This window comes from Phenylobacterium sp. (assembly GCF_030697305.1).
Classification (GTDB): domain Bacteria; phylum Pseudomonadota; class Alphaproteobacteria; order Caulobacterales; family Caulobacteraceae; genus Phenylobacterium.
This window is the reverse complement of the sequence record NZ_JAUYQL010000038.1, coordinates 21,577-35,779: the sequence shown is the minus strand read 5'-3', so window position 1 is coordinate 35,779 and position 14,203 is coordinate 21,577. Positions and strand designations below refer to the sequence as shown.

Below are 14,203 nucleotides of genomic sequence, written 5' to 3'. Positions count from 1 at the left end.
CTAACCGCCGTCCAGTGCGCGCATCACCGCGGCGACCTCGTGGTCGCGTGGGTTGGAGGACGTCGAAAGGCCTTCGATCACGCCTCGCCGATTCTCTGGCGGATGACGCTGGGCCATCTTCCAGGCGCCTTCGATCCTCTCGACCGACAGCCGCAGACCGACGATCGCGCGCAGCATGCCAGCCACGTAGTCCGCCGGGGCGTCGGTGATCGCCCAGGGGGCGTCGCGGTCAGTTTCGTTGCGCGCCGTGAGCTCGGCCAGGTGTCGACGCAGCCACGCCTCGTCCTCTACCGCTTCCAGCATGCCGTGCGCGTGCACCGCGATGTAATTCCAGGTCGGCACCGCGCGGCCGTCGACCTGCTTGCTGGGGTACCAACCGGGATGGATGTAGGCCTGCGGGCCCTGGAAGATGGCCAGCGCCGGGCGGCCGCTTAGCGCCTGTCTCCACAGGTCGTTGGGTCGGGCCACGTGGCCTTCCAGCAACAATCCGCCGTCATCTGCCTGGCGCACGAGCAGGGGTATATGGGACGCGGTCAGTCCATCGGTTCCGGCGATCACCAGGGCCGCGAACTGCATGTCGCGCATGGCCTCCCGCAGAATCTCTGGGCGTTCCTCGCGGGACGGCGCAGCGATGTACATGGCGTGGTCTCCTGCGTGGATAGCCAGCTTGGGTCCGGCTTTCGCCGGGATGGAGCGGAAGGAGCGTTAGCGACCCAACGCCCGCGCCAGGGCGTCCACCGAGCGGTCCACGTCGGCGTCATCCATCCCCGGAAACAGCGGCAGGGACAGGCAGCGGGCGTACCAGGCTTCGGCGCCGGGCAGATGCAGCGGCCCGTAGCGCTGGGCGTAGTAGGGTTGGGTGTGCACGGGGATGTAGTGGACCTGGCTGCCGACGCCGTCGGCGCGCATCGCCTCCATCACCGCGCGGCGCGTGACGCCGGCGGCCTCGAAGTCGATCAGCACGCACATCAGGTGCAGCACCGGATCACTCCAGGCGGGCGAGGTCGCGGGACGCACCAGCGGGGACAGGCCAGCGAGCCGCTCGGCGTAGCGGGCGGCCAGAGCTCGGCGGCGTGCAGCAAAGCGCGGCAGCTTGGCCAACTGGGATTGCCCGAGCGCGCAGAGGATGTCCGGCAGCCGATAGTTGAAGCCGGGCTCCGGCATCTCATAGATCCACGGGTCGGCGCCGGCCGGGCGCACCATCCCATGGCTGCGCAGGGTGCGCAGGCGTTGGGCCAGATGCCCGTCGTTGGTGGTGACCATGCCGCCTTCGCCGGTGGCGATGGTCTTCACGGGATGGAACGAGAAGGTGGCCATGGCCGAGCATCCGACGCCGCCGACCCATTCTTCGTGATCAGGGGTGGTGAGACGCGAGCCCAGCGCATGCGGCGCGTCCTCGACCAACACGGCGCCTGCGGATTCCGCGACGGCGCGCAGCCCTGGCAGGTCGGCGACGTCACCGCGCAGGTGCACCGGCAGCACGGCGCGCAGGCGACGGCCGTCCAGTCGCGTGATCGCCGCGGCAAGGGTGTCCGGGGTCATCAGGCCGCTGTCGGGATCGACGTCGGCGAACACCACCTCGGCGCCGACGTAGCGGGCGCAGTTGGCGGTGGCCAGGAAGGTGATCGACGGCGCGATGCAGACCTCGCCCGGCTGCACCTCCAGCGCCAGCATCGCCAGGTGCAGGGCCGCCGTGCCGTTGGCGCAGGCCACCGCGTGCTGCGCGCCGACCACGGCGGCGAAGGCGTCTTCGAAGGCGTCGACGGCCGGCCCGGTGGTCAGGAAGTCGGCGCGCAGGGCGGCGGCCACGGCGGCGATGTCGTCGTCCTCAATGGTCTGGCGACCGTAGGGCAGGACGCCGTCAGCCATCGCTGAGCATCGCCAGCAGGCCGTCGCCGGTCAGCCAGTCGTCATTGGTGTCGCTGGCGTAGGAGAAGGCCTCGTCCACCGACGTGGAGCCGTTGGTGAATGGGCCGCGGGTGTACTCAACGAACGCAGGCTCGATGGCGTAGCGGTCGCCAAGGTCGAGGGTGGTGCGCGCGTCGTCCACCGAGATCATCATCTCGTGCAGTTTTTCGCCCGGGCGGATGCCCACCACCTTGATCGGGGTGTCCGGGGCCATGGCGGCCGCAAGGTCGGTCATCTTCATGCTGGGAATCTTCGGCACGAAGATCTCGCCGCCGCGCATCAGGTCCAGCGAGGACAGCACGAAGTCGACGCCCTGGTTCAGGGTGATCCAGAACCGCGTCATCCTGGGATCGGTGATCGGCAGTTCGGTCGCGCCCTTGTCGATCAGCCGGCGGAACAGCGGCGCGACAGAGCCGCGCGACCCCACCACGTTGCCGTAGCGCACCACCGAGAACCGCGTGCCGATGTCGCCGGACAGGTTGTTCGCCGCGACGAAGGTCTTGTCGGATGCGAGCTTGGTCGCGCCATACAGGTTGATCGGGTTGCAGGCCTTGTCGGTGGACAGCGCCACCACCTGCTTCACCCGGTTGGTCAGGCAGGCCCAGACGACGTTTTCCGCGCCGAGAACGTTGGTGTGGATGCATTCCGAGGGATTGTATTCGGCCGCCGGCACCTGCTTCAGGGCGGCGGCGTGGATGACGATGTCGACGCCGCGCAGCGCCAGCGTCAGCCGCTCGCGGTCGCGCACGTCGCCCAGGAAGAAGCGCATCACCGACAGCGTCGCCTCGTCGAACTGCTCGCGCAGGTCGATCTGCATGTCGCTCTGCTTCAACTCGTCGCGCGAATAGACGATGAGTTTGCGTGGGCGCGCGCGGGTCAGCACAGTCTCGATGAAACGGCGGCCGAACGAGCCCGTGCCGCCGGTCACCAGGATGACCTTGCCGTCGAGGTCTAGCGATGTCGGCGCGAACCGGCCCAAAGTGGGGCTCCGCAATCTGTGGATGTCGGCGCGCACTCTTCGGCCCCCCGCGTAAAGATGGCGCTAACCCTGACGGCCGCACATAGCGGGCATGAACCGCCGCGACATCCTGGCCGCCATCGCCCTGCTCAGCGCCGTTCCGGGCATGGCCGCGGCGAGCGAGAAGAAGGCCGAGAAGAAGAAGGGCGGCGGCGAGTCCTACATCCAGATTTCGTCCCTGACCGCCACGGCGATCCGCCCGAGCGGCAAGCGCGGGGTGTTCACCGTCGAAACCGGCATCGATGTGCCGGACGGGGCGCTGCGCAACCGCGCCGAGCTGAACCTGCCGCGACTTCGGGCGGCCTATGTGCAGGTCGTCCAGACCTACGCCGCCGGCCTGTCGCCGACCTCTGCACCCAACGCCGACTTCCTGGCCCGTGAGCTGCAACGCGAGACCGACCGCGTGCTGGGCAAGAAAGGTGCGCGCCTGCTGCTGGGAACTCTCCTGCTCAACTAGGGCGTCGTCACTCGGCGCGGGCCTTAAGCCTCGCCTCACATCGCCGAGACGCCGCCGTCCAGCTTGAGTTCGGCGCCGGTCATGAACCGGCTCTCGTCGGACGCCAGGTAGACCGCCGCGTCGGCGACGTCCCGCGGTACGCCGATCCGCCCCAGCGGCACCTGGCGCGCCAGCTTCGCCTCGGCCTCCTCGGCGCCAAAGCGGTCACGGATGTCGTCGAGGATCGGCGTGTCGATATAGGTCGGGTGGAGCGAATTCGAGCGGATATCCAGCCCCTGCTTGGCGCAGTGCAGGGCGATGCTCTTGGACAACAGCCAGACCCCGGCCTTGGACGTGTTGTAGGCCGGCGTATTGTGCGCGGCGACTAGGCCGGCGATCGACGACAGGTTGATGATTGAGCCGGGCTGGCTCCGGCGCATGTACTTCAGCGCGTGCTTCGACCCTAGAAAGACGGAGTCGACATTGACCTCCATCACCTGTTTCCAGATCTCGAACGACAGGCTCTCGATGTCGCCGCCACGCATGATGCCGGCGTTGTTGACCAGCACCGACAGCCCGCCCATGGCGTCGTCGGCCTCTTCCAGCGCGAAGATCCACTGGTCCTCGCGGGTGACGTCCAGGGGAAAGGCGAAGGCCCGGCCCTCGCCGTGGGCCGCGTTGATCGCCGCCGCCTGGGCCTGCGCGCCGGCGTGGTTCAGGTCGGCCAGGCTGACCTGCGCGCCTTCCTCAACGAACCGCTCGGCGATCGCCGCCCCCAGGCCCTGGGCGGCGCCGGAGATGAACGCCTTCTTGCCGTCCAGCCGTCCTGCCATCCGTGTCTCCCTCTTCGCGATCAGGACTTGGCGCCGCTGGACCGCGCGCACTGGTCCATGAACGAGGCCATGATCACGTCGCGCTCGGTGACGCCCTCGACCTCGTGGGTCGCCAGGGTGACGCTGACCTCGCCATAGAGGTTCGACCACTCCGGATGATGCTGCATGGTCTCGGCCATCATCGCCACGCGGGTCATGAAGCCGAAGGCCGCGTTGAACTCGTCGAACTCGAAGGTGCGATGGATGGCGTCGCGTCCTTCCACGGCGTTCCAGCCCGGCAGGCGGGCGAGCGCCGCAGCGGCGCCGATGCGGGCCGGGCGGCTCACGCGGCCACCGCCGCGAAGTCGAGGCCGACCGCTTCGCCCAGTTCGCGCAACGCCACGTCGGGATCGCCCACCTTGATCGCCTTCATGCCCAGGGCGGCCGCCGGTTTGCAGTTGATGCCGAGGTCGTCGAGATAGACGCAGGCGCGCGGCTCGACGCGGAGCGCCTCGCACATCATCAGGTAGATCTTCGGATCGGGCTTGCGCACGCCCGCCTTGGCGCTCTCGATGACCACGTCGAACATCTCCAAGATGTCGCCGATGCGGATGTCGCCCGCCTCGCGCTGGCCGGCGTCGGCGCCCGGGCTGTGCTCGGTGCGCATGTTGTTGGTGATGCAGCCCACCTTGAACAACGGCTTGCACGCCGCCAGCGCCGCCACCATCCGCGGCCTGACCGCGCCGCTCAGCAACGGCAGGATGTCACGGCCGGGCACGGCGTGGCCCAGCGCGGTCGATTCTTCCAGGAACAGGCCGTCGAACGCCGCAGCGTCGATCTCCGAGCGCTCGAACCGCGCCCAGGCGTTGGTGTCGGGGTTCAGCGTGTTGACCCGTCGGATCAGGTCCTTCGGCGCCCCGCGCTCGACCTCGTAACGGGCGAACGCCTCGAACGGCGAGGTGGTGAACACCCCGCCGAAATCCCAGATCACCGCCTCGATCGCCATGCTGTTCCTCACCAACGGCGCGACGCTAGAGACGGCCCATGACGCGCGCAAGGCGTTCGCGCACTGCGCTGATCTGCTATCAGCGGGCGATGCCCCCGTCCCTTCTCCTGCATCCCTGGCGCTGGCCGTCCGCGCTTAAGGCCGCGATCTTCGGGACTGCGATCGCCGCCCTGCTGTGGGCCTCGCTCGCGCCGGGCGAGGACGTGCCAGGCCTGGCGCGGTTCTGGGACAAGGCGGAGCACGCCATCGCCTACCTGACGATCACCGCCCTCGGCCTGGCTCTCTATCCAACCCGTTGCAGGCGCCTCGTGGGGGCGATGCTGGTGCTCGGCGCCGGCATCGAGGTGTTGCAGGCGACCATGGGGTTCGGCCGCGACGGCGACTGGCGCGACATGCTGGCCAACATCATCGGCGTGGCCGTGGCTGCGGCGCTGGCCGTGATCTTGCGGCGTCGCCCATGAGCCCTTGGGAACAGGCCGCGGACTTCGCCATCGGCCTGCGCCCTATCCCTGCCTCGGCGTGGCTGCAGGGCGGGGAGGCGGCGCCCTGGTTGCGAAAGGACCCGCTGTTCGCCGGCCGCCGCGATCTCGTCTGGGGCGAAATCGAAGGGTCGCGCGATGGCCAGGAGGAGGTCGCCACGCTGGTCGACGCGGCCCTGGGCGCGCAGCCGCCGCCCGGCGCCCTGCCGCCGCTGTACGCCGCCGCTCGACGGGTGGCCGACGACCTTTGCCTGATGGAGAAGACGGACGGCGCCTGGCGGCTGACCGCGCTCAGCCTGTCGGCCCCGACCTTCTTCACCGCCGGCGAAGCGCTCGGCCGCTCCCTGGCCGCATTGCACGGGCCGGTGCCGGGCTTCGGCGATCGGTTCCTGGCCCGCGTGCAAAGGGTGTTCGACGCCCTGCGTCCCAACGTCGTGCTGGAGCGCCGCAACTGGACCCTGGTCAATTCGCCGGAACTGTTCGCGCCCGACCCCGCGCCGATGCGCGCGCGGATCGCCGATCTGGCGCCCGCCGATGTGGAGCGGGAACTGCGGATACGCGTTGAGCGCCAGACCGTGCGCCGTCTGCCGCGGACGGGCGGCGCAGTGTTCACCATCCGCGTATCGCTGGAGCCGCTGGCCGCGTTGCTGGCCGACCCGCCACGTCTCGCGGGCTTCGCCAAGGCTTGGCGAAGCGCCACGCCACAGTTCCGCCAATACAAGCGCCTGGACCTCTACGACGAGTTGGTCGAAGAATTTCTTCGCGCAACGGGTGAAACCTACAGCGTTAACGGCTCGGCATCCTGCAATTAGGGTTTTGGTTTCAACAGACGCGTCCGGAATTCTTCATGCGCCTCCGTCTCGTCCTACCCTTCGCCGCACTTCTGGCTCTCGCGGCCTGCGATCAACCGGCTTCGAAAAGTGGTGTCGCCGCGCGTGCGCCGCTGCCGGCGACTATGCCCGCGACCGCCTGCCCGCCGACGCCGGCCTGCCTGCCGCAGACCGCCAAGGCGAGTGGGGGCCATAAGGCCAGCGCCCACAAGGCGGTCGCCCGCCGCACGGGCAAGGCTACGGCGACGAAGCGCTCAACGGTCCGTCACACCGCCTACGCCGCGCCTGCCGGGCGCTACGAATACCGCCGCGCCGAGCAGCGCGACCATGACGACCTGGCTGGCGGCCCGCCGCCGCGCGAGCGTTTCGACGATCGCGGCGGCCGTTACGAAGAGCGCCGCTATGACGATCGTCGCGACTCCGGCGTCCGGATCTATGGCGGCCCGTCGTTCCAGGAGCGCGACGAGGTCTACTCCGATCGCCGCTATCAGGACGGCCACGCCTATCGCGGCCAATCCCAGGAACGCCGCTACGAGCGCGCCGCGCCGGCTGACGACGGCCAGTGGTTCGAGGACGGCCGTCGCCGCTACGCGCCGCCGCCGCCGCCCGCGCGCTATAGGGACGAGCGTCCGGCTCCGCCGCCGGTCCGCTATCGCGACGAGACTCCGCGCCTGCCGACGCCTGACCGCTATTCCGGCGGCCATAGCTATTACCAGCAGGAGTCCGGCCGCACCGCCGGCGGCGTCTACGGCGAGCGCAGCCGTTCGGAGAGCTACTCGGAATCCGAGACCCATCGCAGCTACAGCAGCGGCGGCGCGGTCTACGAGAGCCGCAGCAGCGTGCGCGGCCCCTGCTGCGTCGCCAGCCCCGGCGCGGCCGGCCTCGACGGGAACGGCTTCCTGACCTGGCCGGGCAAGGTCCCCGCGCGACCCTGATCTGCGACGCCCTCGCTTTGAGGTCTTGGTTCGGCTGGCCCGATCTGGCTACCTAAGCCCGGCGCAGCGTCCGGGGGCTCAATCCCCGGCCGTGGTCGCGCTGGGAGGGACCGCAATGACGCAGAGCGTGGGTTACATCGGCCTTGGCGCCATCGGTGCGCCGATGGCCGAGCGGATCGCGCTGGCGGGCTTCGACCTGACGGTCTGGAACCGCACGCCGGACAAGATGCAGCCGCTGATCGCCAAGGGCGCCCGCGCCGCGGGCTCGGCGGCCGAGGTCGGCGCAGCCACCGACATCGTCTTCCTCTGCCTGGACAGTCCCTACGCGGTGGAGGCGGTGGTGTTCGGCCCGCTGGGAGTCGCCGCCGGCGGCCGGACGAAGCTCATCGTCGACAATTCCACCCTCCACCCCAAGGTCACCGTCGAGATGGCCCAGCGCCTGCGCGCCGAGCACGGCATCGGCTGGGTGGACGCCCCGGTGTCCGGCGGGCCGGGCGGCGCCCAGGCCGGGACGCTGGCGTCCTTCGCCGGCGGAACCGCCGAGGAATTCGAGCGGGCTCGGCCGATGATCGCCGCCTACTCGGGCACCATCACCCACATGGGCGGGCAGGGCGCCGGCCAGGCGACCAAGATCTGCAACCAGGTCATCAACTTCGCGACGATGATGGCGATCGCCGAGGCGTGCAGTCTGTCGCAGTGCTTCGGCCTGAACTCCGACCTGCTGCCCCAGGCGTTGGCCGGCGGTTTCGCGGACTCCAACATGCTCAAGGAGTACGGGCGCGCCAACGCCATCGCTCCCGACCACGGGCTCGCGCGATTGATGAACTCATTCGCCGGCTTCATGCAGGGCCGCGTCGATCCCAGTTACGCAGGACGGCTGCAGATCGGGCTGAAAGACGTCGGAATCGCCATGGATATGGGCCGCGAGGTTGGCAGCCCGATGATGATCACCGGCGTGGTCGACAACGTGATGCGCGTCCTGCACTACCAGAAGCCGAACGGCGAGCGCCCGCCCGCGACCTGACACGCGGCGCGCCGCTCGAGAGGGTCAAGGAGTCGCGTACCAGTATGAGCCCAGAGCATCGGGCCCGCGTCGAGGCGCTGAACCGTCAGCTCCTGCAGAACGACAGCGCCACCGAGACCCTGGCCCGGTGGCGCGGCGTGGCGTGCGCCGAGGTGAGCGCCTGCCGCATCGGCGACAACGAGCGTCCAGCCGACGCCGCGACCCGCGCCATGCTCGAAGTCGGCGACGGGGACCTGGTTCGCCATCGCCGGGTCGAGCTCCTGGTCGATGGAACGATCCTGTCGGAGGCCGACAATTGGTACGTGCCCGCGCGCCTGACGCCGGAGATGAACCGGTGTCTGGATGAGAGCCGCACGCCGTTCGGCGCGGTCGTGCGGCCGCTCGGTTTCCGCCGCCGCACACTGGACGCCGAGATCCTGACGGGCGCGCCGGGCCCCTACATCATCCGGCACCGCGCCGTGCTGGTCCTGGCCGACGAAACGCCGATCAGCCTGGTGGTCGAGGGCTACACCCGGGCGTTGCTGGACGTCGCCGCGGGTTGACGCCATGTGACGTCCGTCTGGCCACGGCGGTGATACGCCCCTAAGGTTGGACCATTCGCGGGCTCACACGCGAAACAGACAAGAACCCATGGGAGGCGACCATGCCTGAGGCGGTCATTAACGGCTTGCAACACTATTGGGAGGATCACGGCGAGGGCGAGCCGTTGATCATGTTCCATGGCGCCTCGCAGTCCAACGTCTCGCTCGCCCACCACGCCCTTGCTCTGTCGAAGACCCACCGGGTGATCGTGCCGGACATGCGCGCCATGGGCCGCAGCGCCCACGTCAGCGAGATGCCGCCGTCGGCCTGGACCGATGACGCCAAGGCCCTGTTGGATCACCTGGGCCTGCAGCGCGTGCATGTCTTTGGCATCAGCCTGGGCGCCCGTGTCGCCCTGCGGCTGGCCATCGATCATCCGGCGCTGGTGAAGACCCTGACGCTGGAGTTGCCGATCATCGCCATGGAGGGCGCCACCAACACCGCGCTGAACGTCAACCTCGGCTCGTTCGACAACCTGTCTGAAGCCGACCAGAAGATGCGCGAGAACCAGCACGGGACAGACTGGCGAAACGTCCTGGCCAACTACATGAGCATCCGCAACAAGCCGGAGCTTCAGGAGCACTACAGCCTGCGCGAAACGTCGAAAGGGGTCCGAGTCCCGACCCTGATCCTACGCGGCGACGAGCGTGAAGTGGTTCACCCCCTGGGTCACTGCTTCGAACTGCACCAGAACATCCCCGGATCCTGGCTGTGGATCCGCCCGAACACCAATGGCAGCTCGCTGAACGCGGCGCCGGAAGAAGGCTATGCGCTGATGCGCGCACTGATGGCGAACGGACAATGAGCACCATGGACCCCCGCACTGTCACCCTGCTGGCCGCCGAGCGAGAGCGCCGCGAGATCGATCGCATCGATCCCCAAGGCCTGGTCGGCGAAGACGAGGCCTACCGCCTGCAGTTCGAAGGCATCGCCGACAAGCTCGCCCGCGGCGAGCAGATCGTCGGCCTGAAGACCGGCCTGACCAGCAAGGCGAAGCAGCAGACCATGGGCGTGCTGCAGCCGATCCTGGGGCACCTGCTGGGCTCAGGGCTGGTGGCCAACGGCGGCGTCGTCGACACCAAGCCGTTGATCCATCCCCGCGCCGAACCGGAGATCGCGTTCCGTCTCGGCCGCGACCTGAACGGGCCGACCACGATCGCCCAGGCGCGCGCCGCGGCCGCCACCGTGATGCCGGCGCTGGAGATCATCGACAGCCGCTTCAAGGATTTCAAGTTCGGCCTGGGCGACGTGATCGCCGATAACACCTCGGCCGCGCGCGTGGTGCTGGGTCCGGAGACGCCAGTCTCCAGCGACTACGAGCTGAAGCTGGTGGGCATGGTCTACAGCAAGAACGGCGAGGTCATGGCCACCGCCTCTGGCGCCGCGATCCTGGGCGATCCCTGGGAAGCTCTCGCCTGGCTGGCGACGCGGGCCTCCGAGCTCGGCCGACCGCTGAAGGCTGGTCAGGTGGCTTTGGCCGGCGCGCTCACCGACGCGGTGTTCGTTCATCCGGGCGACGCCGTGCGGCTGGAGTTCGACCGGCTGGGCGTGCTCGATGCCAGCTTCTCGTGACCCGGCGCTGGAAGGTCCGGCCTGAGGGCGCCAATTGGGGTGAATTCGGCGACGACGACCAGCTCGGCCGTCTGAACCTGATGACGCCCGAGAAGGTGCGCCAGGGCGTCGCCGAGGTGCGCGAGGGGCGCACCTTCAGCCTCAGCCTGCCGCTCGACCTGCCGGGCGGGGCGGTGCTCAATCCGTCGCGCCATCCGCCGCAGCTTCGCCCGACCACGACGCCGGCGGGAGAGATGAATTTCCTGCGGTCGTTCCGTGAGGTCTACAACACTACCGAGGTCGTCTGCGACGACATGGTGACGCTGTGCCTGCAGTACTCCACCCAGTGGGACGCGCTCAGCCACGTCGGGGCGCAGTTCGATGCGGACGGCGACGGTGAAGCCGAGACGGTGTTCTATAACGGCTATCGCCCGGAAGGCCTGTTCCATACCCCTGCCGACAATCCGCAGGGAGCCTCCAGCGCCGGCGCGCTGGGCATCGAGAACGCCGCCGTTCACGGCGTGCAGGGGCGTGGCGTGATGGCCGACCTGCGCCGCGCGTTCGGCGATGCTCGACGCAGCGTCGGTTATGACGACCTGATGCGGGCGCTGCAGGCGCAGGGCGCCGAGGTCGAGCGCGGCGACGTGCTCTGCGTCCATACAGGCTTCGCCGAGGCGATCGTCGAGATGGCCGGCGCGCCGGACAAGGCGCGGCTGGACGCCTGCGGCGCGGTGCTGGACGGCGCCGACGCGCGGCTGCTGCGCTGGATCGACGACAGCGGGATCGCCGCCATCGCCGCCGACAACTACGCGGTGGAGGCGCGCCCGTACGAGCACGCGGGTGACGGCCGCCATGCGCTCTTGCCGCTGCATGAGCTCTGTCTGTTCAAGCTCGGCCTGCCGCTGGGCGAGCTCTGGTGGCTGACGCCGCTGGCCGATTGGCTGGCGGCCAACGGGCGCAGCCGCTTCCTGCTGACCGCGCCGCCGTTGCGCCTGCCGGGCGCGGTGGGATCACCGGTCAATCCGATCGCTACGGTCTGAGCGAGATCGTTGTGTGTGGAGGGCGCGTAAGCCCCCTCCGACCTCGCCTGCCGCGAGGCCACCTCCCCCGTGGAACGGGGGAGGTGGCGCGCCCCGCAGGGGCTTGACGGAGGGGGTTAGTGCGCGGCCGCCGCCGGCGCAGGGGCCGCTTCCGGCGCAGGCGTCAAGGTCACGATCGGTCCTGGCGTCTTCGAACCCTTGGGTCCGCTCCATTCCACCACCGTGCCGTCGGCGTAGGTCTGGTTGAATTTCCAGGCCAGGGTCGCGCCTTCCTTCGGATTGATCGCGATGATCCCGAACTCGGCGTAACCATCGACCGGCACCTCGCCGGTCCACACCGCCGAGACGATGGCGCCCGACGCGTCGCGGGTGGTCTCGACCTTCCAGCCGCACTTATCCTCAAAGCTGCTGATCTTCAGTCCGGCCGGGAAGAAGCCCTCGATCTTCACTGTCGCGGTCTTGCGCTCGTTGGGCACGCGCATGACGTACTTCTCGCGCACGCCCAGCGGCGACTCCTTCGGGCCGATGGTGACGTGGGCCTGGGCGACAGTGGCCACCGCGAGCACGGCGCCGGCGGCGAGCAGCCAGGTCGAACGGCTGAACAGGGACATGGGGCTGCGTCTCCGATTGGGTTGGTTGATTGCGCGGAAGCCTAACTGTGTCGCCGCATCGCCACAATGCGGAGCTGCGCAGGTCTGGACAGGGTCGCTGCGGCGCGCGATGCACGGCCATGGCCTGGACCCGCCGCTATGACGAAGCCGAACCGCAGCGGGTCAACCGCTGGCTGGCCCAGAACGGCGTCTGCTCGCGCCGCGAGGCCGAGGGGCTGATCGGCCAGGGCCTGGTGTCGATCGACGGCGAGCGCGTCGACGACGTGGGCCGCAAGATTCTGCCCGGCCAGATCCTGACGCTGTCCGACCGCGCAGAGGCGCTGCTGGAGGCGACGCTCAGCGTGGTGATCCACAAGCCGATGGGCGTGGTCTCCTCCCAGCCGGAAGGCCAGCAGATCCCGGCCGTACGGCTGCTGACCCGCGAGACCCTGTGGGGCGAAGCGACGACCATTCCCGGTTCCGCCAACCGCCTGGCGCCGATCGGCCGGCTCGACATGGATTCGCGCGGTTTGCTGGTGCTGACCGAGGACGGCGTGCTGGCCAAGGCGGTGATCGGGCCGGCGTCCGAGATGGAGAAGGAGTACCTGGTCCGAGTCGCTGGCGAGATCAGCGAGCGCAAGCTGAAGCAGCTTCGCCACGGCCTGCAGCTCGACGGCCGTCAACTGCGCCCGGCCCGCGTCGACCGCATGGGCGGCCAGCAGCTTCGTTTCATCCTGCAGGAAGGGCGTAACCGCCAGATCCGTCGTATGTGCGATCTGGTCGGCCTGTCGGTGGTCGACCTGTTGCGCGTGCGGATCGGACCCTTGACCCTGGGCGATCTGCCGGAAGGCCGATGGAGGCCGTTGACGCAAGCTGAGCGAACGGCCTTGCTGTCGGCGCCCGCGCCGGCCAGCCAGCGTGAGAGCTAACCAGAAAACACCGGGAGGAAACCGCATGCCCGTCGCCATCGTGAACCTGATCGAAGGCCGCTCCGTCGAGAAGAAGAAGGCGATGATCATCGCCGTCACCCAGGCGATCTCGGAATCGCTCGATGCGCCGATCGAGTCGATCCGCGTGATCATTCATGAGGTGCCCAGCACCGATTGGGGCATCGCCGGAAAGACCGCCAAGGACATGGGACGTTGAAGCCGCCGAGGATCGAGGCCTGGCCGAACGGCGGCAAGATCGCGGTCATCGTCACGGTGATGTACGAGACCTGGCCGACCGGGAAATCGCCGCCCTATTCGCCGATGGCCAGTCCCTTGCGCGACGGCGTCGTCGACCTGCAGGGCATCTCCTGGGCCGAGTACGGCGGCGAGACCGGGGTCTGGCGCCTGGCTAAGGTGCTGGCCGACGCCGGCGTCAAGGCGACCTTCGCGGTCAACGCCCACGCCATCGAGCGCTATCCCGAGAGCGCCCGCGCCCTGCACGCCCAGGGTCATGAGATCGCCGGCCACTCCTACACGCAGGACCAGCTGGTGGCCTATATGACCCCTGACCAGGAGCGCGCGATGATCGACCGCTGCGGCGAGATCATCCAGGGCGTCACCGGCGCGCGTCCGCTGGGCTGGGCCAGCCCCCGCATGACGCCGACGCCGCTCACCGCAGAGATCCTGGCCGAGCGCGGCTACACCTGGCACGGCGACTACAACGACACCGACCTGCCGTACGTCGTGCCCACGCCCAAGGGCGACATCGTCGCCCTGATGCACAGCGACTTCACCGACAACCGGGTGCTGCGCGGGAGTCCCCGGGACTTCCTCAACGTCTACTGCGACACCTTCGATTTCCTGCGCACCAGCGGCCAGGCCGAGATCATCAACCTGACCCTGCACACCCACTTCGGCGGCAGGCCGATGATGGCCTCGATGTTCGCCAAGATCCTCAGCTACTTCCAGCAGCCGGGCGACGTCTGGTTCGCCCGCCACGACGAGATGGCCGAGTTCGTGCTGAGCCGGGCGAAGGGGTGAGGGGCGACGCTTCCACCGGGGA

19 protein-coding genes are annotated in these 14,203 nt (G+C 69.0%); 12 read left to right on the top strand and 7 right to left on the bottom strand.

Going from position 1 to position 14,203, the window contains the following annotated elements:
• The 3 genes from Q8R27_RS04335 to pseB all read right to left on the bottom strand — a co-directional run bounded on the left by Q8R27_RS04335 (position 1) and on the right by pseB (position 2,887).
• Positions 1–639, bottom strand: a complete 639-nt coding sequence (locus tag Q8R27_RS04335) for an FMN-binding negative transcriptional regulator (protein ID WP_305697848.1) — start codon at positions 637–639, stop codon at positions 1–3.
• A 66-nt stretch (positions 640–705) separates the two neighbouring features.
• Entirely contained in the window at positions 706–1,869 is a 1,164-nt protein-coding gene (gene pseC / locus Q8R27_RS04330) for a UDP-4-amino-4,6-dideoxy-N-acetyl-beta-L-altrosamine transaminase (protein ID WP_305697847.1), read from the bottom strand.
• Positions 1,862–2,887 carry a UDP-N-acetylglucosamine 4,6-dehydratase (inverting) gene (pseB, locus tag Q8R27_RS04325; protein WP_305697846.1) on the bottom strand — a complete coding sequence of 342 codons (1,026 nt, stop codon included), beginning with the start codon at positions 2,885–2,887 and terminating at the stop codon, positions 1,862–1,864. Before pseB ends, pseC begins: the two co-directional genes overlap by 8 nt.
• Positions 2,888–2,978: 91 nt before the next feature.
• Here pseB and Q8R27_RS04320 point away from each other — a divergent pair, with 91 nt between their 5' ends.
• A complete protein-coding gene (locus Q8R27_RS04320) occupies positions 2,979–3,383 on the top strand; it encodes a Tat pathway signal protein (RefSeq protein WP_305697845.1) in 405 nt (134 codons plus the stop codon).
• Positions 3,384–3,418: 35 nt separating this feature from the next.
• Here Q8R27_RS04320 and Q8R27_RS04315 read toward each other — a convergent pair whose 3' ends face one another.
• The 3 genes from Q8R27_RS04315 to Q8R27_RS04305 are packed head-to-tail and all read right to left on the bottom strand — an operon-like array spanning position 3,419 to position 5,180.
• Positions 3,419–4,195 carry an SDR family oxidoreductase gene (locus Q8R27_RS04315; protein ID WP_305697844.1) on the bottom strand — a complete coding sequence of 259 codons (777 nt, stop codon included), beginning with the start codon at positions 4,193–4,195 and terminating at the stop codon, positions 3,419–3,421.
• Positions 4,196–4,215: 20 nt separating this feature from the next.
• Positions 4,216–4,521 carry a 4a-hydroxytetrahydrobiopterin dehydratase gene (locus Q8R27_RS04310; RefSeq protein WP_305594737.1) on the bottom strand — a complete coding sequence of 102 codons (306 nt, stop codon included), beginning with the start codon at positions 4,519–4,521 and terminating at the stop codon, positions 4,216–4,218.
• Positions 4,518–5,180 (bottom strand): HAD-IA family hydrolase, encoded by a 663-nt coding sequence (locus tag Q8R27_RS04305; protein WP_305697843.1) that lies wholly within the window; start codon positions 5,178–5,180, stop codon positions 4,518–4,520. Before Q8R27_RS04305 ends, Q8R27_RS04310 begins: the two co-directional genes overlap by 4 nt.
• Before the next feature lie 38 nt (positions 5,181–5,218).
• Between Q8R27_RS04305 and Q8R27_RS04300 the strand changes: the two genes are divergently transcribed.
• The 8 genes from Q8R27_RS04300 (at position 5,219) to Q8R27_RS04265 (ending at position 11,621) form a co-directional block, all read left to right on the top strand.
• Positions 5,219–5,641 carry a hypothetical protein gene (locus tag Q8R27_RS04300; RefSeq protein WP_305697842.1) on the top strand — a complete coding sequence of 141 codons (423 nt, stop codon included), beginning with the start codon at positions 5,219–5,221 and terminating at the stop codon, positions 5,639–5,641.
• Complete coding sequence (locus Q8R27_RS04295) at positions 5,638–6,471, top strand: heme-dependent oxidative N-demethylase subunit alpha family protein (protein WP_305697841.1); 834 nt, start codon at positions 5,638–5,640, stop codon at positions 6,469–6,471. The genes Q8R27_RS04300 and Q8R27_RS04295 overlap by 4 nt, the downstream gene beginning before the upstream one ends.
• Before the next feature lie 143 nt (positions 6,472–6,614).
• Positions 6,615–7,424 carry a hypothetical protein gene (locus Q8R27_RS04290; protein ID WP_305697840.1) on the top strand — a complete coding sequence of 270 codons (810 nt, stop codon included), beginning with the start codon at positions 6,615–6,617 and terminating at the stop codon, positions 7,422–7,424.
• Between the two features lie 115 nt (positions 7,425–7,539).
• Positions 7,540–8,448: an NAD(P)-dependent oxidoreductase gene (locus Q8R27_RS04285; protein WP_305697839.1), complete on the top strand. Its 909-nt coding sequence runs from the start codon at positions 7,540–7,542 to the stop codon at positions 8,446–8,448.
• Positions 8,449–8,492: 44 nt separating this feature from the next.
• Positions 8,493–8,990, top strand: a complete 498-nt coding sequence (locus Q8R27_RS04280; protein ID WP_305697838.1) for a hypothetical protein — start codon at positions 8,493–8,495, stop codon at positions 8,988–8,990.
• A gap of 101 nt (positions 8,991–9,091) precedes the next feature.
• The gene (locus Q8R27_RS04275; protein ID WP_305697837.1) at positions 9,092–9,835 is read left to right on the top strand and encodes an alpha/beta fold hydrolase; all 744 of its coding nucleotides are present in this window, start codon (positions 9,092–9,094) and stop codon (positions 9,833–9,835) included.
• Positions 9,832–10,602, top strand: coding sequence for a 2-keto-4-pentenoate hydratase (locus Q8R27_RS04270; RefSeq protein ID WP_305697836.1), 771 nt, complete (start codon positions 9,832–9,834; stop codon positions 10,600–10,602). The genes Q8R27_RS04275 and Q8R27_RS04270 overlap by 4 nt, the downstream gene beginning before the upstream one ends.
• Positions 10,599–11,621, top strand: coding sequence for a cyclase family protein (locus tag Q8R27_RS04265; protein ID WP_305697835.1), 1,023 nt, complete (start codon positions 10,599–10,601; stop codon positions 11,619–11,621). The genes Q8R27_RS04270 and Q8R27_RS04265 overlap by 4 nt, the downstream gene beginning before the upstream one ends.
• Positions 11,622–11,737: 116 nt before the next feature.
• On the opposite strand, the gene Q8R27_RS04260 is transcribed toward Q8R27_RS04265, so the two are convergent.
• Complete coding sequence (locus Q8R27_RS04260; RefSeq protein ID WP_305697834.1) at positions 11,738–12,232, bottom strand: DUF1775 domain-containing protein; 495 nt, start codon at positions 12,230–12,232, stop codon at positions 11,738–11,740.
• Positions 12,233–12,351: 119 nt separating this feature from the next.
• On the opposite strand from Q8R27_RS04260, the gene Q8R27_RS04255 reads away from it, so the two are divergent.
• The 3 genes from Q8R27_RS04255 to Q8R27_RS04245 are packed head-to-tail and all read left to right on the top strand — an operon-like array spanning position 12,352 to position 14,181.
• On the top strand, positions 12,352–13,140 hold the full coding sequence (locus Q8R27_RS04255) for a pseudouridine synthase (protein ID WP_305697833.1): 789 nt from the start codon (positions 12,352–12,354) through the stop codon (positions 13,138–13,140).
• A 25-nt stretch (positions 13,141–13,165) separates the two neighbouring features.
• The gene (locus tag Q8R27_RS04250; RefSeq protein ID WP_305697832.1) at positions 13,166–13,357 is read left to right on the top strand and encodes a 2-hydroxymuconate tautomerase; all 192 of its coding nucleotides are present in this window, start codon (positions 13,166–13,168) and stop codon (positions 13,355–13,357) included.
• Positions 13,354–14,181 carry a polysaccharide deacetylase family protein gene (locus tag Q8R27_RS04245; RefSeq protein WP_305697831.1) on the top strand — a complete coding sequence of 276 codons (828 nt, stop codon included), beginning with the start codon at positions 13,354–13,356 and terminating at the stop codon, positions 14,179–14,181. Before Q8R27_RS04250 ends, Q8R27_RS04245 begins: the two co-directional genes overlap by 4 nt.
• Positions 14,182–14,203 lie beyond the last annotated feature (22 nt).